This window comes from Parasphaerochaeta coccoides DSM 17374, assembly GCF_000208385.1.
Classification (GTDB): Bacteria; Spirochaetota; Spirochaetia; order Sphaerochaetales; family Sphaerochaetaceae; genus Parasphaerochaeta; species Parasphaerochaeta coccoides.
Genome location: NC_015436.1, coordinates 1,382,561 through 1,407,595, shown reverse-complemented (window position 1 = coordinate 1,407,595; position 25,035 = coordinate 1,382,561). Strand labels below are relative to the sequence as shown.

Here is a 25,035-nt window from a genome sequence, read left to right as displayed (position 1 = left end):
GTGCCTGTGAGGAAAAACGACAAGAAGGATGCGTTCATATGCGATATCTGCTGAATCCATCGGTGAATCCCTATTACAACCTTGCTCTGGATGAGTATGCCATGAAGCATATAGATGAGAAGGAGGACTTTTTCTTCCTGTGGCAAAACGAGCCGTCCATCATTATAGGTAAGAACCAGACGACCTTGGAGGAGATTAATTCGGCCTTCGTGGAAGAACGGGGAATCCATGTAGCCCGCAGGGTTTCCGGCGGGGGAGCGGTCTATCACGATTTGGGGAACCTGAATTTCACTTTCATCCTCAATGTGGATGACTTGTCCCGCGTCAACTTCTTTAAATATGTGCAGCCGGTCATTGATGCCCTTGCGACCTTGGGAGTCAAGGCAGAGCTGTCCGGACGGAACGACATCCTGATAGACGGCAAGAAAATATCGGGCAACGCCCAACGCATAGCCAACGGCAGGCTGATGCACCATGGCACGCTGTTGTTTGATGAGAACCTTGATGATTTGGTTGCTGCCCTGAACGTGAATCCGGACAAGATCAGCTCAAAAGGTTCCAAGTCCGTCCGCTCCCGCGTCACCAACATTCGCGAACATCTTCCCAAGGACATGGACATCCGTCAGTTCTGGGACGCCTTGCATTATTATCTTTCTGATAAGGCTAGAGACACTGAAATCATTCTGACCTCAGAACAAAAAGCAGCAGTACAGAAAGAAGCTGATGAAAGGTTCTCTACATGGGGATGGATTTATGGAGCGTCACCAGCATTCAATGTCCATGTCGCGCGTCGTTTCCCCGGTGGGAAGATTGAGGCCTACGCCGATGTCGGCCAAGGACTCATCCGTTCCATCCGGTTCATCGGCGATTACCTTGGACTCCATGATGTCGTTGAGATTGAAGAACGACTTCGCGGCGAACAATACAGCAGGTGGACAATGGAAAAAATCCTTGGTCAATTCACGATGTCCCAGTATTTCGGAACAATAACCCAAGCTGAAATTATTTCATTGCTTTTCGACTGATGGGGAGAAAGTGAAGCTCCCTGTTCTTCATCTTCCCACAAATCCACGGACACCGTGCTGTGTTGCTTTTTCAATGAAACGGGCAATATCCTCCGGGCGTTGCTTCATCCCGTCCTGTATCCATTTCTGGATTGTCGCGACGCTCCCGCTTATGGAGAAGCAATAGAGAAATTCAACCTTTTCTTTTTCAAGGAGAATGCCCGCAGCCCTCCATTCCTCAATGGTTCTATCATGAGCCAGATCAATGAGATGCCGGAAGAAATCTTTATCACCATATTCGGAGAGAAGCACGGAGCAGAGATCCCCATTGTTATGGATTGCTTGGCATATCTCACTCAGCAACAAGAAAATATCTCCTTTTGACAAGGAATTTACGATGGAATGTTTTATCTGTTCGTACAGTTCATCCTCAATGCTGCGCAAAAGATCTTCTGGACTGTCATAATGTGAATAAAAAGTATTGCGGTTCATGTTTGCATGGCGGCAGAGTTCAGTAGGTGTAATTTTTCCGATAGGTTTTTCCTTCATCAACTCTACTAGACTTTCCTTAAGTATCATCTTGGTGTAGAGAACCCTGCGGTCAATCTTTTCCCCGGAGTGTTTCATTTTAATACCTCCCGGCATCGTTCTGGATTTTATCGAACGGATGTCTTGTGCCATGTTAGATGAATGACGGTAATTCGCGAACATGCTGTTGATTAAATGACAACCGGTATGAATATTTTAAATGGAGAAATCTCCCATTGCAAGGGAAGAACAATCTACCGAAGGGTTTGGCCTGGGAACCCATCAGGCTGTAGATTCCGGTCTCAAGGTGTTTTGGAAGGTGATGGAACAGTTTGAGGCCGAATGAAAAACGATTGGAACAAGACGGACATCATGGAGGTACAGCATGAGTGAAAAAATGTATATAGTGACTGGCGCGACCGGGCATCTTGGCGGATATGTCGTCAGGAAGCTGCTGGAACAAGGACATGGAGTACGTGCCCTTGTCCTGCCGGGGGAGACGTGTCCGGCTTTCATCAACGTGAACCGTGAACTACTGACTGAATATGCGGGCAATGTGTGTAATCCATCTTCCCTTGATCCGCTGTTCGCTAAGGATAATGGAGAGGCTGATGCAGCGGATGCTGAGGAGAGCGGGTTCATTGTCATTCATTGCGCTGGTATTGTTACGATATCCCGCAAGCCAGATAAGAGGGTAGAAACTGTCAATGTGAATGGAACCAGGAACATCATTGACGCATGTCTGCGCCATCATGTCCGTAGGCTGGTCTATGTCAGCTCCGTCCATGCCATTCCTGTGCTGCCCCATGGTCAGATCATGCGTGAAATACGTAATTTCAATCCTGACGCGGTTCGCGGATACTACGACAAGACCAAAGCCATGGCTACGCAGATGGTGCTTGATGCGGCGGCAGACAATCTGGATGCGGTCGTCGTCCATCCTTCTGGCATCATAGGTCCGCATGGTTTGCAGACTGGGAACATGACGCACATGATGTCCCTGTATGTGCAGGGCAAGTTGCCTGCTGGAGTACGGGGTGGGTTTGACTTCGTGGATGTTCGGGATGTCGCCAACGGCATCATCGCGGCTGCGGAGAAAGGAAGGAGAGGGGAATGTTATATTCTTTCCAACCGCTTCGTTGAAGTGAAGGAACTGTTCGACTCTTTGTCCCGTGCCACAGGAAACAGGAAGACAAAACTCTATCTCCCCCTGTGGTTTGCCAAGCTGTTTACCCCTTTCATGGAGCTTCATTACCGACTTACCGGTGAAACACCACTGTTCACCCGGTACTCCTTGAGAACCTTGTCGGAAAACTCATTGTATTCCCATGAAAGAGCCAGCAGTGAACTGGGGTATAAACCACGGTCTGTAGAAGATACTGTCCGAGCCACGGCATTATGGCTGAAAAGCGGCCTGAAGTGAATGTCGTTCCATTTCTGGACGTGATGATTCAGTGTCCTGCTGTCTGAAATATCAAAAAATGATACCTTTATGTCAAGAAACTCGTACTGTCCATATGCGGGAAACCCCAGCAGACTAGCCGTACAGGTAGAACAAATGGAGGTTCATGATGAAAAAAAACCTTATGCTATTTCTCATCGTCCTTGTGACCATGGGAACTATGTTTGCAGGTGGCGGCAAAGAATCATCCAAGGATTCAGGATCAAAGACTCTCCGCGTTTCTTGGTGGGGCAGTGATTCCCGGCATACGCCCACCCTCAATGCGATGGCAGCTTACCAACGGGAGAATCCCAACGTCAGACTGGAAGGCGAGTATGGCGGTTGGGACGGTTATTACCAAAAACTTGTCACCCAGATTGCCGGAAGGACTGCTGCCGATATCATCCAGATTGACCAGCCGTGGCTCAACGAACTTTCAGCCAGAGGAGATGTCTTTGTCGTCCTGGACCGAACGATGATCGACCTTGACGAATTCGATGTTGACTTCCTGAATGATTATTGCACTTACAATGGCAAGCTTCTGGGACTTCCCACCGGAATCAATGTCAATACTTTCCTTGTTGATGTCACGTTGCTTGCGGATAACGGCATAGACCCTGATACCGTATGGACGTGGGAGAACATCATCACCGAAGGTCGCAAGATACATCAGAACGACCCCGCCGCTTATTTCAGTTCCGCAAGCCCGGACATCATGCGCTACTGGTTTGAAATCTACATTGCCCAACTTGCTGGCGCAGTCGTTAACAGCAATAAACAGGTAGCCTTTACCGAAGAGCAGGGAACCCAGGCATTTGCCTATTTCAAACAATGGTTCGATGAAGGTATTGTCGCGCCGTTTTCCCAGACATCCCTTTTCTATCAGAAATTCCACGAGAATCCCTCATGGATTAATGGCAAAACGGCTACCGCCTGGGATTGGGTCAGTTCCATGGATAAAGCCATTGGCAATAAGAAAAACATCGAGACGCGTCAATTACCTGTCATGGAAGGGGCAAAGAACACTGGCGTCCTGATGAGACCTTCACAAATCATGGTTGTGAACAACAGTTCCGTGCATAAGGACGAGGCTATCAAAGTCCTGGATTATCTTTTCACCAATCATGAAGCCATAGAAATCCTCGGCACAGCCCGCGGAATCCCTGCCACGGTCAGCGGAAGAAGAATCCTTGCAGAGAAAAACCAGATTACTGCTTTGGCGGAAAAGGCTACCAATGATGGAATAGCTCAGGCCGGGCTTCCTCAAAGTTCATGGCAGATGAACAGCGAAGTCATCCAGACCATGCAGGATGTCATTGATGAATTTGGTTTTGGTCGTCTTACTCCGCAGCAGGCATCTGCCAAGATGATTGCAAATCTCACGGCTACGCTGACCAATCTGTAGATTTCATTACTGTGTTGAATTGCCATCCGCAATACCATCCACATACCACCCACATGGATGAGAATGATTGGGCGGATGGCATGTTATCCTATCCATCAGGAGGGACAATGGTGATACGTAAAAAGTATTCTTTCCCCGGATATATCTATATCATGCCTTGGCTCATTGGCTTTCTCGTTCTCCAGCTTGTGCCCTTGGTCAGATCGTTCTGGTATTCCTTCACTGATTTTCAGTTGCTGGGAGACCCAAAGTTCGTTGGCTTGGACAACTACAGGAAGATATTCAGCGGGGATCTTTCCTTTCTCAAATCCTTGCAGGTCACCGCTGCATATGTACTGATAGCCGTACCCTGCAAGATAGCTTTTGCCTTGGCCATCGCAGTCATCCTCAACCAAAAAATCAAAGGAATCAACCTGTTCAGGACGCTCTATTACATTCCTTCCATCCTTGGTGGCAGTGTATCCATAGCCGTATTGTGGAAATATCTTTTCATGAACCAGGGGGTGCTAAACAATCTGCTCACAAGCATCGGACTTCCCGGAGCCGACTGGCTTGGAGATCCGAATCTTGCCTTGGGAACCGTCAGCCTGGTCACCATCTGGCAGTTCGGTTCATCCATGCTTCTTTTCCTGGCGGGCTTGAAACAGATTCCTGAAAGCCTTTACGAGGCGGCACGAATCGACGGCGCGGGGAAGATGCGTATTTTTTGGAAGATTACTTTGCCTCAGTTGTCCTCGATTGTTCTTTTCAACCTCATCATGCAAATGATCAACGCCTTCCAGGATTTTACCCCGGCGTTCGTCATCACCCAGGGAGGGCCGTTGAAATCGACATATCTCTATGGACTGATGCTCTATGACCATGGTTTTAAGTTTTTCAGGATGGGCTATGCTTCCGCTCTTTCGTGGATATTGTTCGCCATCATCCTGTTCTTTACCGGACTGACCTTCAAATCATCGGATTCCTGGGTACATTATGGAGATTCCCTATGATCAGACAGAAACATAGCTTTGCCAAGATCGCTTCCTATGTCCTGCTTATCCTGCTGGCCTATATCATGGTTTATCCTCTGCTCTGGATGATCGGAGCTTCCTTCAAAAGCAATGAGGAGATATTTGGCACCCTTTCCCTGTTACCGAGGAACCCTGTGTTCGGAGCTTTCGCTTCTGGTTGGAAGGGCAGCGGACAGTACGGGTTTGGCACTTTTTTCATCAATACGTTCCTGATGGTCGTCCCGACAGTGCTTTTTACAGTGTTTTCCTCCATGCTGGTCGGCTACGGCTTTGCCCGTTTCAATTTCCCGCTGAAGAAGATCCTTTTCATCGTCATGCTTTCCACGATGATGCTGCCAGCGACGGTAATCATCATTCCTCGGTACATTTTTTTCCGCGAGCTTGGCTGGTTGGATTCATATTTGCCGTTCATCGTCCCGGCATTGCTGGGATGCTTTCCATTCTTCAATTTCATGATGGTACAATTCTTCCGTGGCCTGCCGCTTGAAATTGATGAGTCCGGGAAACTTGATGGGTGTAACAGTTTTGTGATTCTCAAAGACCTGCTGCTTCCATTATGCAAGTCGGCGATGTTTTCGGTAATCGTCTTCCAGTTCGTCTGGACATGGAATGAATTCTTCAACGCTCTAATTTATATCAGCAGTGTCGCGAAATATCCTGTAGCGTTAGGTTTGAGAATGACAATGGACATTTCCGCCGAGTTCGACTGGAACCAGATCATGGCGATGAGCCTGCTCTCCATCTTGCCGCCGGTGATTCTGTTCTTCTCCGCCCAGAAGTACTTCGTCGAAGGAATCGCCACCACCGGCATGAAAAACTGACCGTCTTTGTTGCAGGAGTATGCTGACCGACATGCCCTGCCTGCCATCACTGGAGATGACCATTCTCCCTTTCCTCTGGGAGAAAAGTTCCAATCGGTTGCGGATGTTCTGCAAACCGAGGGAAGTTCTTTTCTTAAGGGCATCATAATTGTCCTTGTTAAGACGCTCAAGTTCCTGTGTCGACAAGGGATTACCGTTGTTGGAGATAGTGAACAGGACATTTTCTCCCAGGCTTTCGGCTCTCAGGGAAATTACCAGCATCCGACCTTCGACGAAACCATGATTGAAGGAGTTCTCCAAAATTGGCTGAAAGAACATGCTGGGAACCAGGACGTCCCGCAGAGTACTGTCCACATCACACGTGAAGGTGAAAGAATCACGGAAACGTATCTGCTGGAGTTGGATGTAGCAGTCGGTTTGTTCCAGTTCCTTTTCCAGCGGGACTCCATCCAATCCATCCACCTGCAATGAATATTTGATGAGTTTTGAGAGCAATAGGATCATTCGGCTTACATCGTTCTCCCCCTCGGCAAGTCTCACTGCCTTCCAGTTGATTGTGTCCAGCGCATTGAACAGGAAGTGAGGATTAATCTGCATCTGTAAGGCGCGGTATTCCATGGCTTCTTTCTGCCACCGCAGGTAGTCCTGCTCAATGAAGGTCTTGATGACATGGTAGTTGAGATAATCGAATATGTTGCGATATTCCGAGGGAGTTTTTCCCTTTAAGTCTATATCCCCGACCTGTGTGAGTTGTTTCATCACATTGGCGAGGAACTGGTGTTCCCGCCGATTGGTTCGGTGAGTCAGGAAAAGGCCTATGAGCAAAGCGAAAATGGTGAGCGCAAGAGTATAATTCCTCAAAGTGATCGAAAGAGCATAAAGCTGTGGTTTGTAGATGCTCAGGACATACGTCCACCCATACTTGCCTGATTTTGCCTGAAAAAGCTCCAGGTCGTCCTTCGGGTAGGCAGAAGCTCCGGGAGGATTGGAAAAAAGTAAGTTTTCATTGTTGTTGTAAACGGAGAAACGTTCACCTTCTCCAACCATGTAGCTTTGTGCAAGGGCGCTTTCCTTGATGTCCAGGACGATGATTCCCAGCGGAGCTCCGGCGAAAGTGGTAATCCGGCGATATATACGGATGATGCTCTGTTCGGTGGCAGTTCCTTCCCGGATGGTCACATGTTCCGAGTATTCTTGGATATCTGTCGGCATTGCCCTGTATGTCCTGTACCAGGAAGCATCCTCCATCGTTGGCAGGGTGACGAATCCAAGGTTGCCTGACAGAACCAGTTGTCGGTGGTTTTCCAGATAGACATAGATGCCTTCGATGTACGGTCGCGCGTTGGCTGGAGCGGAGAGAAAGGAACGGATGAGCTTGATTTCACGGAAGGTATCCAGGTCGATGCTTGCTTCGTTTTCAAGGATGTTCTGCAACCTCACCAGCATCTCAGGATTGGTACTGAGCATCAGGCTCAGGGAATCCATTTCGTCAAGGATGACATCGTAATACGCGCTTATCTGGTTTAAGGTTCGATGAGCCTGGCTGATGCTGTTGCGCTGGATGAAGCTGCGGACCATGATGGTTGCCCCTGTCCCAAAGAGCAGCGTCACAATGAGCAACGGAAGACTGTGACGGAGGAATATCCTGAATATCCTGTTCTTGCTGTTCGTCATGTCTTGTTCTCTTGTCTGTATTGCTGTGGAGATGTCTTGAAATATCTGCGGAAAGTCCTGCAAAAATTCTGGGTATCCTGATATCCGAGTGTCCGGGCTATTTCTTTGTTCCTGTATTCCACCTTGCCGGAAAGCATCTTCCCGGCCATGTCCATTTTCCTCTTGAGCAGGTATTCCTGGAAGTTTTGTCCGACCTCTTTCTTGAAAAGCCGTGACAGATAGCTGGCGGATATATTCAATTCTCCGGCAATGTTCTGCAACGAACATGTCCCTAACCGCTTCTCAATGATGGCAAGGGTCTGGCTGATCAGGGGAAGCGTCTCATCATGACTGTATTCAGAGGGCAGGAGAACGGGAGTCCCGTCAAGATGCGCATGGATTTTCTGGAAAGAGGCCCTGAGATCATCAAAAGATAGAGGTTTGACCAAGTATTCCTTCACGCCGAATGCAATGGCTTGCTTGGCATATTCAAAGTCGCTGTAGGCGCTCATGACGCAGAATATTGGGGTTGGATTGTGTGTACGGAGTTCTTTGATCAGGTCGAGACCGGAAAGGAAAGGCATGCGGATGTCCGTCAGGACTACATCGACCGGATTATCCCGGCAATATGCAAGGGCACTCTTGGCATCACTGAAAGCTCCGACGGTGATAAAACCAATGGATTCCCACGGGAAATAGTGCGCGAGCCCTTCCAAAAGTTCTTTTTCATCATCTATGATAATCAACGAATACATGATGATATCATATCATTGATTTTTCCGGTTCATGTCAAGAAAAGATACCGAATGTCAAACTAAGCGACCTATGCAATCCGGTGGGACAGGCATGATAATAGGGCAGGAATAGGAGGAACGGAATATGAAAAAGACCCGCATCTGCATCATCGGTGGAGGAAGTCGTCTTTGGGCAATACAGTTCATGAAGGACCTTGCGTACAATACCACGACGCACGGAAGCTTGGTTCTGTACGATATCGATAAGGCAGCGGCACGGAACAACGTAGCTGTCGCGCGTCAAGTGTTTTCCGTCAACAAAAGCGAAGGGCGATTTCAGGTTGAGGCATGCGATGAGATAGGCGAGGCTCTCTCTGGTTGTGATTTGGTGGTTATCTCAATTGAGCCAGGAAAGACTGAATGCCGTTACGGGGATCTGGTTCTGCCTGAAGAATATGGAATCTTGCAGTCCGTCGGAGATACCACCGGACCCGGCGGCATCATGCGTGCCCGCAGGGCATTACCGATTTTCTTTGATTTCGCCCGACAGATTGAGAAATACTGTCCTGATGCGTGGGTCATCAACTACACCAATCCTATGACCTTGTGTACTGCCGCGCTGTACCATGCCTTTCCTGGGATAAAGGCTCTCGGTTGCTGCCATGAGGTATTTCATACCCAGAACTTCCTTGCCGATGGAGTCTCCCGGTGGTTCTCCGTCCCCCGACCGGACCGCAGGGATATAAAGATTGACATTACGGGGGTAAATCACTTCACCTTCCTGACCAAGGCTACCTGGCAGGGCAATGACCTGATGCCCCATCTTCTTGAGCTTGTTTCCAATCCCGCGATATTTACCAACAGGACGGCACAGGCACTCCAGAGGTTGAAGGATGAGAAGTGGTTTGACTGCGACCAGATCATAGGTCTTAGTTTCTTTCGTGATTTCGGGGCATTGGGGGCTGCCGGGGATCGGCATCTTGCCGAGTTCGTCCCATGGTTCCTGACCAGTGACGAAGATCTTCATCACTATGGAGTGATTCGTACGCCTTATGATTGGCGGTTGCGTTCGGCCAAGGAGAAAAGGGAGAAGGTCTTCAAGGATGATGAGTTGGTGGCTGAGCTTTCTGATGAGGAAGGCGTGGACATCATGCGTTCCCTTATGGGTGAACGTACTATGGTAACCAATATCAATTTTCCCAACGAGGGTCAGATCAACTATCTGCCCGTGGGACGGATTGTGGAGAGCAACGGGGTAATCTCACAGGATTCCATCCGTCCTCTTGTCTCGTCAGCTCCTCCGTTGGCAGTCCAAAATCTGGTCAGACAGGTCAGTGATGTCCAGCAGATGACGCTTGACGCGGTTGTCTCCGGAGATGATGGATTGCTTTTCTCCGCTTTCCTCTGTGATCCTTTGGTGAACATTTCACGGGACAAGGCACGGGAATTGTTCGACCGGATGCTCAAAGCGTCCGCGTTGCAGTATTGAGGCGGGGAAAACCGACGGGCAAGGCTGCCAAAGTCAAGGCTGTCGAGACTTCCGTGTCGGAAAAGACGGGAAAGACGGAAAAAGACGTACGTGCCGGTACTGTGTTCATTATGTCCATTAGTACCGGGCGGTATGTCTTTGTTTCAATACACAATTATGATAATTCACGCCTCCATATGGGTAATCTTCTTCACCAATCCGCCGGTCACTATCACGGCTATCAGCAGGATAATCCCGATAGCTACGGCGAGAAAACCACCCACACCTATGTTGGAAATAGCACTACAAAAGAGCGCCATCAACACAACGGCAGATACGATAGTTGCCTGAGAAGACTTCTTGCGAAAGCCTATTGACAAAGAAACAACACCGATTGCCGCAGCCAGAGCTGACGTGACAACAGTCAGGATAATCAGGTGCGCCAGCAGATCGGATGTAACCTTATCACCGACAAGCGAAAACACGGATTCCATTCCGAGGAATACCGAGAACACAATCAGGTTGCTGATAATCAATCCGGCTATCGTAGTCATACTCACAAGAGCCAGTTTGGACAGGAACACTTTCTTCCTGCTCACGGGATAGGAGAACAGCAGTATGGCCTGCGAACCCCTGTATTCTTCTATCACGAACCGGGAGTGCATGACAGCGGACAGGACGCAGAAGGCCGCCGTATTGACGATTGCCGCGGACATCATGATTTCGGTGTAGTTGACGAACTCGGCCATGTCCGCATCGCCCGTCTCCATGTAGGGCATGGCGGCGAACAGATACAGCAATCCGAGTATGCCCGCCGTAATGTAAAGCGCCGCGAAGATGTATGTGCGAATCTTGTTCCTCCGCAATTCCAGTTTTATAAGGTTCGTCATTGTGCTTCCCTCCCTCTCATGACGGTAAAGAAATAATCCTCCAGCCCTTCCGGGTAATTTTTCTTTATGGAGTCCATCGCGACTTCTTTAACGACTGCGCCATCCACGATTACCCCGACGGTGTTTGCGATATGTTCTATCTCGCCTAAGATATGGCTTGATATCATCAGAGTCATGCCGTCCTCGTGCGCAAGGGACGAGAACAGCTCTCTCATGTCCCGTATGCCCATCGGGTCAAGCCCGTTGATCGGCTCGTCCAAAAGCAGGAGGCGCGGCTTGTGGATAATCGTGCGCGCGATTCCGAGCCTCTGGCGCATACCTAATGAGAACTGAGAAACCGGCTGTGCCGATGTTCCGGGCAGTCCTACGCGATTGAGCGTTCCTTCAATATCCGCCTTTTGTATGCCCATATAGGCAAGGTGGATTTCCAAATTCTCTGTCGCGGACAGATGTTCATAAAAAGCGGGAACCTCAATCAGACTGCCGATGTTTCTCAGGATTGCCTCCCTGTTGCCGGGATGTTCCATACCGCAAACCTCTATCCGTCCGCTTGTCGGATTCAAAAGCCCCGCAATTAGCTTTAACACCGTGGTCTTTCCCGCGCCGTTCGCGCCTAAAAAGCCGTAGATTTCTCCTTCATTCACAGAGATGGTGCAGTTCCGGATGACCTCATGGGTTCCGAAGGCCTTTGTGAGATTTCTGATGGATACGATGTGTGTCAAGATAAAGACTCCTTATTTTTCACCATGGTTCGTGCCATTACCGCGATTATCATGGTAGCGATACTCGCAAGCAGCGCAGGCACATAAGCTGCTTTGTTAAAAGCTTCAAAGACGAAGCCATAGACGATTTGACCGACAGGAGCGGCGCATTGCGACACCGCCATGATGATCGCCATGACCTTCCCTAAGTTTTCATTCGACGTTTCTCTTTGCACATGGGTGATGACATAGATGGAAACGGCAGTCACTATCATCAAGATCGGCAGCGCAAAAAGGAAGAAGACAACGAATGACTGATGGATTCTAAGCCCTAAACCGGAAGGAGTATTCTAAGCTTCAAACCCGGCGAAGTCAATGACATCGCCAAAGGAATCAACAATACCGCAATTGGGATCAGCCACCGATGCATGAACCGTCGGTATTCACGAGACTATAAAAAAGCCACTCCCCGAACCCCGGAGAGTGGCTTATAAATACCGTTAGATAAAGTAGTCAGGTTCTTTCCAGTGCCTCATGGACACCGTCAGGCTACTACTTCTTGTAAATGTCCTTGACCGGATGGTAGTCCATCGGGTTCATATGCCATCCACCCCAGATACTCGTATTAATCATGTTGATGGATACATAGTAGTACAACGGCATGAGAGCCTGATCCTGGTTGATCAGGATGTCCTCAGCAGTCTGGAGAACACCAAAACGATCAGCACCGGCAGCCATGCGAGCCGCTTCATTGATCAGCAGGTCGTAGATATCATTGGAGTACTTGCCGCCGTTCATGCCAGCGCCAGTGATGAACATGTCAAGGAAGGTGTTCGGATCCTGGTAGTCACCGACCCATCCGGCACGAGCAATCTGGAAGTTGCCGGCATTTCTCTCGGACAAGTAGGTCGCCCATTCCTTGTTGTCAAGCTCCAGCGTGACTCCCAGGTTGTTCTTCCATTCCTGTTGCAGGAACTCAGCGATAGCCTTGTGGCTGTCGAGAGTGTTGTAAAGGATGGACGTCTTGGGGAATCCGATTCCGTTCGAATATCCGGCCTGTGCCAGAAGATCCTGCGCCAAAGCGATATCATACTGAGGCTCACCGAGACCTTCATAGCCCGGCATCTCAGGTACAATGCCCCATGCGGGGAGCTGTCCCTGGCGGATTACACGGTCAACAAGAGCCTGGCGGTCAACGGAAAGGGCGAAAGCCTTTCTGACCAACGGATTGTTGAACGGAGCCTTCTGTGTCTGGAAGACATAGTAATAGGTGGAGATCTGCGGAGAGACATGATAGTCATTGCGCATCTTGGCACTCTCGACCTGGTCAAGAGGAATGTTGGTCAACCAGTCAATCTCACCGTTCAGGTACATGTTCCAGGAGGTCGTCATGTCATCGATGGAGTAGAAGATGACCTTGTCCAGCTTGACGGCATCCTTGTCCCAGTAAGCCTTGTTGGGGACGACGGAGATGTACTGCTGGGGAATCCACTCGGAGAGGGTGTAGGGACCATTTCCGACGAAGTTTTCCGGCTTAATCCAGTCCTGTCCGTACTTCTCAATGGCGTGGCGAGGTACGACCGCGAAGGAGTAGTGCTCAAGGGCTCCCAGTACATAGGGGAGGGGACCGATCAGGTCAATCTGGAAAGTATAATCGTCGAGCGCACGGATGCTGACAGCATCAGCTCCAGCAGCACCGGAGTTATACTCCTCTGCTCCCTTGACGAACATGGCGGGGAACCATGCATAAGGGGAAGCCGTGTTGGGGTCAAGCATGCGGAGCCATGACCATACGAAGTCATGGGCGGTGATGGGAACTCCATCGCTCCAATTAGCCTTGCGCAGATGGAAGGTGTATTGCTTGCCGTCTTCGGAGATATCCCAACTTTCGGCCAGGCCGGGGATGCTTTCTGCTGTCACAGGGTCAGGAACGACCAAGCCTTCGAAGATCGCCATGTAGAGGCGGTGTTCGGGAACGCCCTGGATCTGGTGAGGATCGAGGGATTCTGGCTCCGCGACATTGTTAAACCGGAATACGACCTCACCCGTAGCTGTAGCAGCAGGGGCTGCGGGAGCAGGGGTAGTGGTAGCCGGAGCCGGAGTCGTTGCAGCCGGTGTTGTCGTTGCCGCAGGAGTGGTAGTAGTTGTGGCGGGAGCCTGACTACCACCTCCGCAGGAGACGAAAAGAGCACCAACCAACAAAACGCCGATCAGAACAGTCATGATTCTTTTCATTGTCTTATCTCCTTATGAAGTTGATATTTCCGAAATTAGAATAAAGTATGTCATTTTTTTGGGAAAAAGTAAAACCCATTCTCTACATTTCGTTTCTTTCAGGGTATTAGGGGTACGGTAGATTGCGGAAAACCGCAAAAAAATGAACTGACGCATCGTTTGCGGGCAGCCGATACCGTTTAGATTTGCATCGACCTATGAAATATTATATGAATTGACCTATCAAGAAGTCCTGCCGTATGATAGCAAGAAAGCTGGCAGAGTGCCAAAAGGAGACTTTTATGCGGCTGAGAGGACGAAAGAAAACTGATGGTTCCTATTTCTACGCGACGACACTCTCGTTCAGAATCATCTGTATTCTTTTTTCCTTCATCCTGGGGACGGGCTTCCTGTCCGTGGTGATGGACGGGGGGGGGGCAGGAGTGTCCTATATCCCGCCTCTCTTTATTCTCTTTTTGAGCCTGTGTGGAGCGTTATACGTGGAAAAATGGATATTTTCCCCCGTGTCAGAAAACATTATCTCTTATTTCGGGATATGGCCAGTGGTACGCCGGAGAATTATCCCGTGCGCTGACATCAGGAAAGTCGTGGTGAGGCATTTCCGCAAAGGCACGATGAAAACCGGTCCTGACGCACCCAAGAGGAGATGGGGAAACGCCCCTATGGTCGTCTTGAGCCTTGAGACATTTCAAGATGGAAAAATCGACATTGAAATCATTTCCGAGCGGGTATCAGGAGGACGGACGGAACAGACAGGCCGCATTATTTCCGAGCTTTGCGGTTTACCTTTTGACATGGATCGTCCCTACGACCAAGAAACACAAACTACCCTCAGAGACATCTGAGGGTAGGTCGTGACCGGAAGCAAGGTCATTAATCACGTCAGTGATCTGATTATTTCTTTGCTGTTGTGCCTAGTGCTTGAGCTGTCTTTTCCATTTCAAGCTCCAGCGCATGACGCTTGGCCTGCGCCTCTGAATATGCCGACCTGTCTTCCTTGTCGTAGAGCCAGCAGGCTACCTCATGCTTTTCAGTGACAGGGAACATCTGCGGGATGTGGCAGGAACACCACGGCATCTTCTTGGGGCAACGGTCGAAGAAATAGCAACCGAACCGCTCTTTGTCAGGAGAGGGGACATCACCTGTCAAGATGATTCTCTGGCGGGTTCTCTCGACCTTTGGGTCAGGGATTGGCGCGGCGGACAGCAGAGCTTGGGTATACGGATGCAGAGGCTTCTCATACAGGGAACTGGACGGAGAGATTTCCACAATCTTGCCCAAATACATGACTGCGACACGGGTGCTTATATGCTTGATGACCGCCAGGTCATGGGCAATGAAAATGTAGGTAAGGCCAAGCTCATGCTGGAGGTCGGTCAGAAGGTTGAGTATCTGGGCTTGGATTGAGACATCCAGCGCCGAGACCGGTTCGTCGGCAAGGATAATCTTGGGGTTCAGGGCAAGGGCGCGTGCAATGCCAATGCGCTGGCGTTGTCCACCGGAGAACTCATGGGGATAGCGGTTCTTGAAGGTTTTGTTCAATCCCACCCGTTCCATCAATTCCTCGACGCGCTTTTCCGTGTCCAGCGCGTCCGCCTTATGACCATCTTCCAGATAGCGCATATGGATGTTCATAGGTTCGGCAATGATTGAACGGACGGTCATGCGGGGATCGAGGGATGCGAAAGGATCCTGGAATATCATCTGCATCTCGCGCCGCGCCTTCATCATCTGGCGTTTGTCCGCCGTCGTCAGTTCCATGCCGTCAAAGACGACCGAGCCGGATGTGGGCTTGTGGAGCTGGGAGATGGAACGGACAGTGGTTGACTTCCCGCAGCCGGACTCTCCAACAATGCCCAGGGTTTCTCCGGAATAGACATCAAATGAAATACCATCGACGGCACGGATGGCTCCTGTCCTCCGGGTGATCACTCCGCCGGATGTTATGGGGAAATGCTGAACCAAATCCCTGACCATGAGCAGGGGTTGTCTGTCGGCATTTTTTTTATCTGTATCATTCATCGGGGTGTCTCCTGCGTTGATTTCGCCATTTCAGCCGTTTCAGCTACTTTGGCGAGAGCATCGGCGACTGTCTGTTCATCGTTGTAGAGCCAGCATGCTGTCTCATGACCCGTACCGACCGTGACGGCAGGCGGATAGACATGCTTGCACACATCCATCGCCTTGTGACAGCGGGGATGGAAGGGGCAGCAGGGAGGAAGGTCAATGACATTCGGCGGCTGTCCTTCAATGGAGAACAGGCGCTCATCTTTTCCCCTCAGATCCATCCGGGGGACGGAGTTTATCAGTCCTTCCGTATACGGGTGGGCGGGATTGGCGTACAGGTCGTCGGTCATGGCCTTTTCCACAATGCGCCCGGCATACATGACGCACACTACATCGCACATGCCCGCAACGACTCCCAGGTCATGGGTGATGAGAATTACTGCTGTCCTCAGCTTGGTGCTCAGGGACTTGATCAGCTCAAGTATCTGTGCCTGGATGGTCACGTCCAGGGCGGTGGTCGGCTCGTCAGCTATCAGGAGCTGCGCATTGCAGGAGAGAGCCATGGCAATCATGACCCGCTGGCGCATGCCTCCGGAGAACTGATGGGGATAGTTGCGGATACGCTTCTCAGGGGAAGGGATGCCGACCAGCTGCAACATTTCTATGGATTTCTGTAAGGCCGCTTTCTTGGTGATGTCCTTGTTGTGAAGAAGAATTGTCTCGGTCATTTGCGTCGAGATGCGCAGGAACGGATTGAGGCTGGTCATCGGGTCCTGGAATATCATTGATATCTTGTTTCCCCGGATTCCCCTCAGTTCCCCTTCGGAAAGCTTGAGTATGTCCTTACCCTCGAACAGAACCTCACCACCGACGATTTTCCCTGGAGGAGAAGGAACCAGACGCATGATGGACAGGTTCGTGACGCTCTTTCCGCAGCCTGACTCACCGACCAGGGCGAGAGTCTCACCTTCATCAACGGTGAATGAGATGCCGTCAACCGCTTTCACTATGCCGGCATCAGTCAGGAAGTATGTCCGCAAGTCCTTGACTTCAAGGAGGTGCGCCGTTTTTTCCGTGTTTTCTTTCTTAATGTTCATGGCGTTCTCCTATAGCTGGTTCTTGCTCTGTGGATCAAAGGCATCCCTCAGTCCATCGCCCAGGAAGTTCATCATAAAGAGGAACAGGGTCATTGCAATGGCAGGGAAAATCATTTTCCACGGGTATAAGGTCATGCCGTTCACGGCATCTCCCAAGAGGGAACCCCATGATGACGCAGGTGCCTGGATTCCTAGTCCAAGGAAGGAAAGGAAGGACTCCTGCATGACAAACGCGGGGATTCTCAACGTGGAATAGACAATGATGACACTCAAGGAATTAGGTATAAGATGATAGAAGATGATTCTCAAGGTTGAAGCCCCCATGGAACGAGCCGCTTCTATGAATTCCTGATTCTTCAAACTCATGATTTGTCCGCGTACCATGCGGGCAATGGTCAGCCAGCTGACAAGGGCGAGGGCAACGAAAAGGTTCATCGTGTTGCGTCCGAAGATTGCCATGAAGATGATGACCAGCAGCATATAGGGCAGTCCATACATGATGTCAACGAAACGCATCAGGAAATAGTCTACCTTGCCGCCGAGATACCCGGCCAGTGCCCCGACTATGATGCCGATCAGCACGCTGGTAAAGGTTCCGACCAACCCAATGGCGATTGACACGCGCCCACCGTACACAATGCGGCTCAACAGGTCGCGTCCCTGGTGGTCTGTACCGAAGACATATTTTCGTTCATGTTTCTTGGATGCCACCACCTCGGCAGTGAGGAAGGATGAGACATCAAACCTTTCTGTCAGGGGAAAGACGACTTCGGGGTCAAGGACAATGGTTTTCAGTTGGTTCTGCGCATAGCGGAGGCTCTGCGTCTTGAGCTTGCCGTAGATGTTGTCCTTCTCCATCTGGGTCAGTTCCCGTTCACTCCGTACATCAAGTTCCGTGTCAACGAGAATCTCATATTCTTCGTTTGTCAGGTCGGGGGAGTCTGTCTTGATTACATTGATCAGCTGGGCGCGGATTTCGCTTTCCAGCTGAGCCACGATAAGCTTGTCATCAACCTTGAGCAGGTCAGCGTAAATTCCAATCATCTCCGCAAGACTCATGCCCTGGATGTCATGAAGCTTGCCTGTCGCGGGATCCTTCCACCAGATTTTCTCCACCCTGACCTGCAAGTCGGTATCAATCTGAGTCTGGAGGCGTTCCAGAGACTGTCTTTCGCTGTTGTTGAACTCAAAGGTTCCTGCCGCGCGTTGGCGTTCTCCTTCCGCATAACTGAAGTTCCAGACTTTATTTGTATCATTCGCATCAATCCATGCGCGGATTTGGGCGCTTTCCTCATCGGTCACGACCAGCCGCCCGTCCTTCCATGCCATGAAATACACTTCCTTCAACTTCTTCTCCATCATGAGGTCTCCGGCGGTGTGGGAGAGAGTAGGAGGAAGATGCTGATGCTCAAGGATGATTTCATCAGACGGATAAAAGGGAAGAAAATCGGCAAAAATGGTAATCAGGGCGTAGAGCGATATGACGACCAGACCGATGACTGCCATTTTGTTTTTCTTCAGGCGGCGCCATGCGTCCTTGGTCAGGCTGTTTCCCATGACCACTTGGTCGAATTCATTCACAGCGTCTTCGCCGGAACGGTGGGAAAAGCTTCTGACTATGTTTTTGAATACATTGCTGATTGACATGTCTGTATTGCTCCTTATTTATACGAGATACGCGGGTCGAGCTGTGCGTAGGCAATGTCCACCAGGAAGTTCATGATTACCAGGATGACCGAGTAGACAATGACGACACCGACAATCAGCGTATAGTCGCGGTTGAAGGAGCTCTGGACGAAGAACCGTCCGAGTCCGGGTATGCGGAAGACCTGTTCAATGACAATGGAACCTGTGATGATGCCCGCGAAGGCGGGGCCGAGATAGCTGACAATCGGGAGCATGGCTCCCTTCATGGCATGTTTGGCTACAATGACCGAGTTGCGCATCCCCTTTGCCTTGGCCGTGCGTATGTAATCACTGCGCAGCGTCTCCAGCATGCTGGAACGGGTCAGGCGGGCGACATCGGCGAAATAGGAGAAGGAAAGGGCTATGGCGGGGAGGATGATTGTTTTCCATGAGTCCCCGGCGGCGAACCAACCGCTGGTCGGCAGCCATCTGAGCTTCATGGCGAATACATACTGTAATATCGGACCTATGACAAACAGCGGCACGGATATACCTATGACCGCAAGCCCCATGGAGCCATAATCCATCCATGAGTTCTGCCGTACCGCCGCCAAAGTACCCAGGGAAATGCCGAATATAAGGGCCAGGCTGAGAGCCACGACACCCAGGATGATGGAATTAGGCAAACTCATGGCAATGAAATAGTTCACGTCATGATCCTTGTATTTATAGGAAGGTCCCAGATCGCCGCGGAAGACATCAAAAAGATAACGGCCATATTGCATAAGCAAAGGTTCGTCCAGGTGATACTTCGCTTCAATGTTGCGCTTGACCGTCTCCGGCATGGCTCTTTCCCCATCAAAGGGACCTCCGGGGGCGATGCGGACAATGAAGAAGCTCAGCGTCACAATAATGAAAAGAGTCGGAATAATCCCGATCAGTCGTCGTATGATGTATTTGGTCATCAAGTACCTCGTGAAAATTAAAAAGGTGCTGGATAAGGAAGGACGTCAATGCGCGTCTGTCCATAATCCAATACAATGTTAGGCAATACTATACCAAATCATGATTGCAATGCAAGTTTGATAATTTTACCGCTTCCCCTTGACAGGAGAGAGCAGGTTGCACAAGACTTGCTCTTGCCGGAGGCGCGCATGCAGTCACTCATTTCCGGGGAAGACCGGAAGAAAAAAGTATACATCGAGAACCTGGGTTGTGCCAAGAACCAAGTAGACGCGGAAACAATGCTGGGATATCTGGAAAGCGATGGTTGGAGTCGTGTGGATGATGCCGCCAATGCTGAGCTGGTGGTGGTGAACACATGTTCATTCATTGAAGCGGCACGCAAGGAAAGCATTGACGCTTTCTTCAGCTTGAAAGCTCGCTGCCCGGATGCCAAGGTTGTCATGACCGGCTGCCTTGCCCAAAGGTACGCTGACAGCCTTGCCGCCGACTTGCCTGAGGCTGATGGCATCTTTGGAAACCGCGACCTTACCCAGGTTCTGCCGTTTGTCCGTTCCGTACTTGACGGCGCCAGGCCGGTGCGGATTCCCGACCACGCGTCACAGGGACATGAGTTCGTCGAGCGCATGGATCGTCTTGGCTATCCTGGTTCCTCTTACGTGAAGATTAGCGAGGGATGCAACCACACCTGTGCCTTCTGCGCCATTCCTGGCATCCGGGGGCCCCTGGTATCCCGGAGCATGGAGGATGTCTTGGCGGAGACTCGTTCCTTGATATCAGACGGGGTGCGGGAGATTAACCTGATAGCCCAGGATTTGGCATCCTTCGGCGTGGATAATGGCGGAAAATCACGTTTTTGTGACCTTGTGGAATCCATTGCTGCCGTGCCAGGCAATTTTTTCGTGCGCCTTCTCTATATATATCCCGATGCTTATCCACGTCGACTTACCGACATCATAGCTGCGTCGGAAGGAAAGATACTGCCGTACTTCGACCTGCCTTTCCAGCATGCCGCCGTTCCTGTGCTGAGAGCCATGGGACGGGCAGGGACGCCGGAATCGTATCTTGCGTTGATTGACTCCATCAGGAGTCGTATCCCGCAGGCAGTGTTCCGCAGCACCTTCATGCTGGGCTTCCCCGGAGAAAACCGCGCCGAGTTTGATGTCCTGCTGGACTTCCTTAAGGACGCCCGGCTTGACTGGGTGGGTTCCTTCATCTATTCCCGTGAGGAAGGAACCTCCGCGTGGGACATGCGTGGAGAGACCGCCCACCGCAAGGCAGTCAAGCAGGCCGCGCTATGGCAGCAGGAACTAATCGCCCTCCAGGAGGAGATTACCTTTACCCGACTTGAGCGTTTTGTCGGAACTGTGCATGATGTCCTTCTGGAAGAGAAGGTTGAAGGCGAGGATCTGTACATTGGAAGGATGTACGCCCAGGCTCCGGACGTAGACGGACTGACCGTCGTCATGGGGAGGGACATGGTTCCCGGAACCATGGTGAAGTGCGGCATCACCCGGCGCAACGGCCTTGACCTTGAGGCTGTTCCCGTTTCCGGGAGGGCACAATGAGTTTTTTGCCTGAAAATGGTGGCAGCGGCAGTCCCGATGAACTCCTTGCAGGATTGAATGAGCCGCAGCGCGAAGCAGTGCTGGAAAATTCAGCTCCTTTGCTCGTCTTGGCTGGAGCCGGCAGCGGCAAGACCCGTGTCATCACCACGAAGATAGCCTGGTGCATCCGTGCGTTGGGCATAGCTCCATGGAAGATTCTGGCCGTCACGTTCACCAACAAAGCGGCGGGAGAGATGAGGGACAGGGTGCTCGCCATGGTTCCTGACGCAAATCCCCAAGATTTCATGATTCGCACCTTTCACTCTTTTGGCGCGTGGTTTCTCCGCCGTCACGGGGAGCTGTTGGGACTAAATTCTGGTTTTACCATCTATGATGACGAAGATTCCCTGTCACTCCTTGCCAGTGCCTATCCGGAGTTCAAGAAAAAAGAATTGAGCCCCTATATGAAGAAGATTGCCGCGGCAAAGGATCGGGGCATCACCGCTGGAGCATCCTTGGGCTTTGTCAAGGACAAACGTCTCCCTGAAATGTTCGACGCATATCAGAGACGGCTCCACGCCATTGGCAATGTTGACTTCGCCGACTTGATCGGACGTTCGATTGAGCTTCTGGACGCTCATCCTGACATAGCCGACAAAATGAGAAACCGTTTCCGTGTCATCTTGGTCGATGAATACCAGGACTCAAACCCTGCTCAATTTGAACTGCTTGCCCGGCTGGTCGGGTCGGACACCATCCTGTGCGTCGTTGGCGACGATGACCAGTCCATCTACCGTTTTCGTGGCGCGGAGATAAAGAACATCCTGTCGTTTCCTGAGAAGTATCCTGGAACCCGCATCATCAAGCTGGAACAGAATTACCGTTCAACGGGGAACATCCTTGCCGTCGCGGGCGCGGTGATATCCCATAACACGTCCCGCCATGAGAAGACCTTGTGGACGGACAACCCCAACGGGCAGAAACCTCTGCTCACCTATGTGGATGATGACAAAGCCGAGGCGCGGCTGATAGGGCAGATGATATCCCAAGACAAGAATTACAGGGAAACGGCCATCTTGTACCGTACCAATGCCCAGTCAATGAATTTTGAGCTTGTGTTGCCCCGGATGGGTATTCCGGTGAAAGTCATCGGCTCCCTGCGTTTTTATGAGCGAGAGGAGGTCAAGGACGGCCTTGCCTTGGTGTCTCTCGCTCTGAACCATCGGGACGAGGTAAGTTTCCGCCGCATGGCAAACAAACCGACCAGAGGATTAGGCGCGTCCGGCATGGACAAGCTCCTTGAACTTGCCACTAAACATGATGGTGACCTGTTCCAGACAATGGACGATGCCTTGGAATCCGGCTTGCTCAGTGGAAAGGCCGCCCAAGGAATCACAGCCTTCCGACACATGTTCGATGAAGCGCTTGCGCTCCTGGATAGCGGGGACAATGTGGGCTTTGCCTCGGTGCTGGTCGAAAAATCAGGACTTCTTGCCTACTATCGCCAGATGGATGAGAAGAATGAGACTGAAACCAAAGAGGGAAACCTTGGTGCCCTGATTAACATGTTTGCTGAGTACGAAAAAGGACGGGAGGGTATCATCGCCTGCCTGGAAAACATCTCCCTTGATCCGACCACGCTGGGAGTTGAGGGCAAGGATGATGGAAACTACGTCAAGCTCATCACCATGCACAATACCAAGGGGCTGGAGTTCGACAGGGTTTTCGTCACTGGACTTGAGGATGGTTTATTTCCCGGCAAGATGGATGACGAGGACGACATGGAAGAAGAACGTCGTCTTTTCTATGTAGCGGTGACACGGGCGCGGGAGACCTTGGTTCTGACCAGTGCGCGGCGGAGGATGATTTGGGGAAGGGTGAGCTATCAGCTGCAAAGCCCTTTCATTGATGAAATACCTTCCGGGTTGCTGACTGTCCGTGGCAACCGGCCGGGCAGAGGCGTCTACGGCTGGACTTCCGGATCCGCCGGTGGTTCTGGTTCATTTCCCGGTTCGTTCCCTGGCGTATTTTCCGGCGCATCGGCACGGGGAGGCGGGTACGGAGAGCGTACTTACGGAGAGAACGGCTACGGGAACCGCGGAGGCAGCCTGGATGAAAAACGTGCTCGTTCGCGCCGTTATGGGGACGGAACGTATGTACGGCGGAAGGATAGCGGAACTTCCGGGGTTTTCTCCGACCCATCACTGGCGGTTGCCATGGCCGCACGGGTGGAAAAAAAGAAAGCAGAAGCAGAACCTGTACAGGATAATGAAAAACGGTATGATGTCGGGCAGAGGGTATTAAGCCATGATTACGGTATGGGTGAAGTCGTCAAGGCAGAGGACGACCGTACCGGACGCCAGGTGATTGACGTCGTGTTCGAGACTGGACGCAAGGCACGCTTCATCAGCCGTTTTGCCGTCCTTGACAAGATAGGGGAATGAAAAATGAGTCAGGACAAGCCTGTACGCACTGGACAAAAAAAGTCCGATGGTTATATTATGCCTGTTGTCGTGCGTGCGCGGGAGTATTACCTATACGACCGTCATGGCGTGCGATACCTCGATTTTTATCAAAACAACGGTAGAGCCATCCTTGGTCACCGTCCCATGGGAATGCAGAGGGCGTTGAAGTCCACGATTTCCAGGGGATTGGTCGCGGAGTATCCCTCCGTATTCCAGGAACGGCTTGAGAAACTGATAGCGCATGTGATTCCCTCCCATCCCTTTGTCCGGGTTTACCCTGATGAAAGGACACTGGAAGATGCCCTGCGCCGGATGACGGGAGAGACAGCCTTGTCTCCTGCGGATCCGGCCTTCGGCTCCATAGGGAAGGGAACCCTGCTGGCTTATTGGCGTCCGTACCTTGGTTCGTGCGGGGAAGAATCCGCGATTCTCCTCCCAATCCTACCTTTCCCAGGGAGTTTCACACCCAAGGTCGTTTGCGTCAAAGATGAAAAGCTGGCAGCTCTGGCGCCTCCTTCGGGACTCTGTTCTCCCCTCCTTCTTGATTTGCTCGTCAAGGCGGTGGCGGTGCTCCGGAAAGCCCAGGAGAAGGAGCCGCTTGCATGGGAAGATCCGTTTGACGGAGCCTTCGGGAAACCGCGGGGTCCGTATGTGGACACCGGCTTGGATGAAGCGGCATATGCCCGTTTCCGTTCCGAGGTGCTCGATGTCCGTGTGGTTCTTCCTCCTGTGCCGTCGGAGCCAGTCATCATTCCCTCTGCTTTGAATCATGGGGATGTGGTTGCGCTTGCGTCGATTGCGTTGAAGTATCGCCGTTAATGGTGTTTATGGCGCGGGACTCCCGGCACAAGGGAGCGCAAGTGTTGTCCGGACTGTATGTTACTGTCTTGACAGCATGTGCTTCGGTGTGTAATTATAACTCCTACTGTCCATAATGTCGAATGCATGAATGAAAACAAAGGGTACAGGCTGGTCTGTGCCGTCAAGGTGTGATAATGAAGACAATTTTCGTGAAACCGCAGTCACTTGAGAAAAAATGGTATCTCATTGACGCAGAGGGAAAGGAACTTGGCCGCGTTGCCGTCGCCGCCGCCAGGATTTTGAGAGGCAAGAACAAGCCAGAGTACGTCCCCAACATGGATATGGGTGATTTCGTCATCGTCATCAATGCTGCCAAGGCTGCGCTGACAGGCAACAAAGGTGAGGACAAGAAGTATTACCGCCATTCCGGTTATCCGGGGGGATTGAAGACAGAGTCCTACAACCAGATTGTGGTTCGCAAGCCCGTCTATCCCATGGAACATGCCATCAAGGGAATGCTTCCCAAGGGTCCGCTTGGACGCAAGCTTTTCACCAATGTGAAGGTCTATGCCGGGGACAAGCACCCGCATATCGCACAGCAGCCCATCGCGGTGGAAATCTAAGGAGCAGGACATG

Annotated in this window: 21 protein-coding genes and 1 pseudogene; 11 read left to right on the top strand and 11 right to left on the bottom strand. The window is 51.2% G+C overall.

Annotation, left to right across the window (positions count from 1 at the left end):
- Positions 1–38: 38 nt before the first annotated feature.
- Positions 39–1,025, top strand: a complete 987-nt coding sequence (lplA, locus tag SPICO_RS06220) for a lipoate--protein ligase (RefSeq protein WP_013739819.1) — start codon at positions 39–41, stop codon at positions 1,023–1,025.
- Positions 1,026–1,052: 27 nt separating this feature from the next.
- Here lplA and SPICO_RS06215 read toward each other — a convergent pair whose 3' ends face one another.
- The gene (locus tag SPICO_RS06215) at positions 1,053–1,631 is read right to left on the bottom strand and encodes a TetR/AcrR family transcriptional regulator (RefSeq protein WP_013739818.1); all 579 of its coding nucleotides are present in this window, start codon (positions 1,629–1,631) and stop codon (positions 1,053–1,055) included.
- A 286-nt stretch (positions 1,632–1,917) separates the two neighbouring features.
- On the opposite strand from SPICO_RS06215, the gene SPICO_RS06210 reads away from it, so the two are divergent.
- The 4 genes from SPICO_RS06210 (at position 1,918) to SPICO_RS10140 (ending at position 6,212) form a co-directional block, all read left to right on the top strand.
- Positions 1,918–2,955, top strand: coding sequence for an NAD-dependent epimerase/dehydratase family protein (locus SPICO_RS06210; protein WP_013739817.1), 1,038 nt, complete (start codon positions 1,918–1,920; stop codon positions 2,953–2,955).
- Positions 2,956–3,103: 148 nt separating this feature from the next.
- On the top strand, positions 3,104–4,378 hold the full coding sequence (locus SPICO_RS06205; protein WP_013739816.1) for an ABC transporter substrate-binding protein: 1,275 nt from the start codon (positions 3,104–3,106) through the stop codon (positions 4,376–4,378).
- A gap of 107 nt (positions 4,379–4,485) precedes the next feature.
- Positions 4,486–5,370 (top strand): carbohydrate ABC transporter permease, encoded by an 885-nt coding sequence (locus SPICO_RS06200; protein ID WP_013739815.1) that lies wholly within the window; start codon positions 4,486–4,488, stop codon positions 5,368–5,370.
- On the top strand, positions 5,367–6,212 hold the full coding sequence (locus SPICO_RS10140; protein ID WP_013739814.1) for a carbohydrate ABC transporter permease: 846 nt from the start codon (positions 5,367–5,369) through the stop codon (positions 6,210–6,212). The genes SPICO_RS06200 and SPICO_RS10140 overlap by 4 nt, the downstream gene beginning before the upstream one ends.
- 381 nt (positions 6,213–6,593) lie before the next feature.
- Here the strand turns inward: SPICO_RS10140 and SPICO_RS10485 are convergent.
- Both SPICO_RS10485 and SPICO_RS06180 read right to left on the bottom strand, forming a co-directional pair.
- A pseudogene (locus SPICO_RS10485) lies at positions 6,594–6,830 on the bottom strand (histidine kinase); the annotation flags it as partial.
- 1,052 nt (positions 6,831–7,882) lie between these two features.
- Positions 7,883–8,620 carry a response regulator transcription factor gene (locus SPICO_RS06180; RefSeq protein WP_013739813.1) on the bottom strand — a complete coding sequence of 246 codons (738 nt, stop codon included), beginning with the start codon at positions 8,618–8,620 and terminating at the stop codon, positions 7,883–7,885.
- A gap of 124 nt (positions 8,621–8,744) precedes the next feature.
- Between SPICO_RS06180 and SPICO_RS06175 the strand changes: the two genes are divergently transcribed.
- Complete coding sequence (locus SPICO_RS06175; RefSeq protein WP_013739812.1) at positions 8,745–10,088, top strand: family 4 glycosyl hydrolase; 1,344 nt, start codon at positions 8,745–8,747, stop codon at positions 10,086–10,088.
- Between the two features lie 164 nt (positions 10,089–10,252).
- Here SPICO_RS06175 and SPICO_RS06170 read toward each other — a convergent pair whose 3' ends face one another.
- The 4 genes from SPICO_RS06170 to SPICO_RS06155 form a co-directional block, all read right to left on the bottom strand.
- On the bottom strand, positions 10,253–10,957 hold the full coding sequence (locus tag SPICO_RS06170; protein ID WP_013739811.1) for an ABC transporter permease: 705 nt from the start codon (positions 10,955–10,957) through the stop codon (positions 10,253–10,255).
- Complete coding sequence (locus tag SPICO_RS06165; RefSeq protein ID WP_013739810.1) at positions 10,954–11,679, bottom strand: ABC transporter ATP-binding protein; 726 nt, start codon at positions 11,677–11,679, stop codon at positions 10,954–10,956. The genes SPICO_RS06170 and SPICO_RS06165 overlap by 4 nt, the downstream gene beginning before the upstream one ends.
- Positions 11,676–11,855, bottom strand: coding sequence for a hypothetical protein (locus SPICO_RS09840; protein ID WP_052295842.1), 180 nt, complete (start codon positions 11,853–11,855; stop codon positions 11,676–11,678). The genes SPICO_RS06165 and SPICO_RS09840 overlap by 4 nt, the downstream gene beginning before the upstream one ends.
- Positions 11,856–12,210: 355 nt before the next feature.
- Positions 12,211–13,893, bottom strand: a complete 1,683-nt coding sequence (locus tag SPICO_RS06155; protein WP_013739809.1) for a peptide ABC transporter substrate-binding protein — start codon at positions 13,891–13,893, stop codon at positions 12,211–12,213.
- Between the two features lie 281 nt (positions 13,894–14,174).
- Between SPICO_RS06155 and SPICO_RS06150 the strand changes: the two genes are divergently transcribed.
- Positions 14,175–14,738 (top strand): hypothetical protein, encoded by a 564-nt coding sequence (locus tag SPICO_RS06150; RefSeq protein WP_013739808.1) that lies wholly within the window; start codon positions 14,175–14,177, stop codon positions 14,736–14,738.
- Positions 14,739–14,787: 49 nt separating this feature from the next.
- On the opposite strand, the gene SPICO_RS06145 is transcribed toward SPICO_RS06150, so the two are convergent.
- Genes SPICO_RS06145 through oppB form a run of 4 tightly spaced genes read right to left on the bottom strand, consistent with a single transcriptional unit; the run spans position 14,788 to position 19,588 of the window.
- Positions 14,788–15,915, bottom strand: a complete 1,128-nt coding sequence (locus tag SPICO_RS06145; protein ID WP_013739807.1) for an ABC transporter ATP-binding protein — start codon at positions 15,913–15,915, stop codon at positions 14,788–14,790.
- Positions 15,912–16,997: an ABC transporter ATP-binding protein gene (locus SPICO_RS06140; RefSeq protein WP_013739806.1), complete on the bottom strand. Its 1,086-nt coding sequence runs from the start codon at positions 16,995–16,997 to the stop codon at positions 15,912–15,914. The genes SPICO_RS06145 and SPICO_RS06140 overlap by 4 nt, the downstream gene beginning before the upstream one ends.
- A gap of 9 nt (positions 16,998–17,006) precedes the next feature.
- Positions 17,007–18,644 (bottom strand): ABC transporter permease, encoded by a 1,638-nt coding sequence (locus SPICO_RS10625; protein WP_013739805.1) that lies wholly within the window; start codon positions 18,642–18,644, stop codon positions 17,007–17,009.
- 14 nt (positions 18,645–18,658) lie between these two features.
- Positions 18,659–19,588, bottom strand: a complete 930-nt coding sequence (oppB, locus tag SPICO_RS06130) for an oligopeptide ABC transporter permease OppB (RefSeq protein ID WP_013739804.1) — start codon at positions 19,586–19,588, stop codon at positions 18,659–18,661.
- 189 nt (positions 19,589–19,777) lie between these two features.
- Here oppB and rimO point away from each other — a divergent pair, with 189 nt between their 5' ends.
- The 4 genes from rimO (at position 19,778) to rplM (ending at position 25,022) form a co-directional block, all read left to right on the top strand.
- Positions 19,778–21,154 (top strand): 30S ribosomal protein S12 methylthiotransferase RimO, encoded by a 1,377-nt coding sequence (gene rimO / locus SPICO_RS06125; RefSeq protein ID WP_013739803.1) that lies wholly within the window; start codon positions 19,778–19,780, stop codon positions 21,152–21,154.
- Positions 21,151–23,577: an ATP-dependent helicase gene (locus SPICO_RS06120; protein ID WP_013739802.1), complete on the top strand. Its 2,427-nt coding sequence runs from the start codon at positions 21,151–21,153 to the stop codon at positions 23,575–23,577. Before rimO ends, SPICO_RS06120 begins: the two co-directional genes overlap by 4 nt.
- Positions 23,578–23,580: 3 nt before the next feature.
- A complete protein-coding gene (locus SPICO_RS09835) occupies positions 23,581–24,417 on the top strand; it encodes a hypothetical protein (protein WP_013739801.1) in 837 nt (278 codons plus the stop codon).
- 176 nt (positions 24,418–24,593) lie between these two features.
- Entirely contained in the window at positions 24,594–25,022 is a 429-nt protein-coding gene (gene rplM / locus SPICO_RS06110) for a 50S ribosomal protein L13 (protein ID WP_013739800.1), read from the top strand.
- Positions 25,023–25,035 lie beyond the last annotated feature (13 nt).

What these genes read in the sequence shown, in the direction of transcription:
- lplA (WP_013739819.1), top strand. Translation starts at nt 39, where the DNA reads ATGCGATATCTGCTGAATCCATCGGTGAATCCCTATTACAACCTTGCT.
- SPICO_RS06215 (WP_013739818.1), bottom strand. Translation starts at nt 1,631, where the DNA reads ATGAAACACTCCGGGGAAAAGATTGACCGCAGGGTTCTCTACACCAAG.
- SPICO_RS06210 (WP_013739817.1), top strand. Translation starts at nt 1,918, where the DNA reads ATGAGTGAAAAAATGTATATAGTGACTGGCGCGACCGGGCATCTTGGC.
- SPICO_RS06205 (WP_013739816.1), top strand. Translation starts at nt 3,104, where the DNA reads ATGAAAAAAAACCTTATGCTATTTCTCATCGTCCTTGTGACCATGGGA.
- SPICO_RS06200 (WP_013739815.1), top strand. Translation starts at nt 4,486, where the DNA reads ATGGTGATACGTAAAAAGTATTCTTTCCCCGGATATATCTATATCATG.
- SPICO_RS10140 (WP_013739814.1), top strand. Translation starts at nt 5,367, where the DNA reads ATGATCAGACAGAAACATAGCTTTGCCAAGATCGCTTCCTATGTCCTG.
- SPICO_RS06180 (WP_013739813.1), bottom strand. Translation starts at nt 8,620, where the DNA reads ATGTATTCGTTGATTATCATAGATGATGAAAAAGAACTTTTGGAAGGG.
- SPICO_RS06175 (WP_013739812.1), top strand. Translation starts at nt 8,745, where the DNA reads ATGAAAAAGACCCGCATCTGCATCATCGGTGGAGGAAGTCGTCTTTGG.
- SPICO_RS06170 (WP_013739811.1), bottom strand. Translation starts at nt 10,957, where the DNA reads ATGACGAACCTTATAAAACTGGAATTGCGGAGGAACAAGATTCGCACA.
- SPICO_RS09840 (WP_052295842.1), bottom strand. Translation starts at nt 11,855, where the DNA reads ATGGCGATCATCATGGCGGTGTCGCAATGCGCCGCTCCTGTCGGTCAA.
- SPICO_RS06155 (WP_013739809.1), bottom strand. Translation starts at nt 13,893, where the DNA reads ATGAAAAGAATCATGACTGTTCTGATCGGCGTTTTGTTGGTTGGTGCT.
- SPICO_RS06150 (WP_013739808.1), top strand. Translation starts at nt 14,175, where the DNA reads ATGCGGCTGAGAGGACGAAAGAAAACTGATGGTTCCTATTTCTACGCG.
- SPICO_RS06145 (WP_013739807.1), bottom strand. Translation starts at nt 15,915, where the DNA reads ATGAATGATACAGATAAAAAAAATGCCGACAGACAACCCCTGCTCATG.
- SPICO_RS06140 (WP_013739806.1), bottom strand. Translation starts at nt 16,997, where the DNA reads ATGAACATTAAGAAAGAAAACACGGAAAAAACGGCGCACCTCCTTGAA.
- SPICO_RS10625 (WP_013739805.1), bottom strand. Translation starts at nt 18,644, where the DNA reads ATGTCAATCAGCAATGTATTCAAAAACATAGTCAGAAGCTTTTCCCAC.
- oppB (WP_013739804.1), bottom strand. Translation starts at nt 19,588, where the DNA reads ATGACCAAATACATCATACGACGACTGATCGGGATTATTCCGACTCTT.
- rimO (WP_013739803.1), top strand. Translation starts at nt 19,778, where the DNA reads ATGCAGTCACTCATTTCCGGGGAAGACCGGAAGAAAAAAGTATACATC.
- SPICO_RS06120 (WP_013739802.1), top strand. Translation starts at nt 21,151, where the DNA reads ATGAGTTTTTTGCCTGAAAATGGTGGCAGCGGCAGTCCCGATGAACTC.
- SPICO_RS09835 (WP_013739801.1), top strand. Translation starts at nt 23,581, where the DNA reads ATGAGTCAGGACAAGCCTGTACGCACTGGACAAAAAAAGTCCGATGGT.
- rplM (WP_013739800.1), top strand. Translation starts at nt 24,594, where the DNA reads ATGAAGACAATTTTCGTGAAACCGCAGTCACTTGAGAAAAAATGGTAT.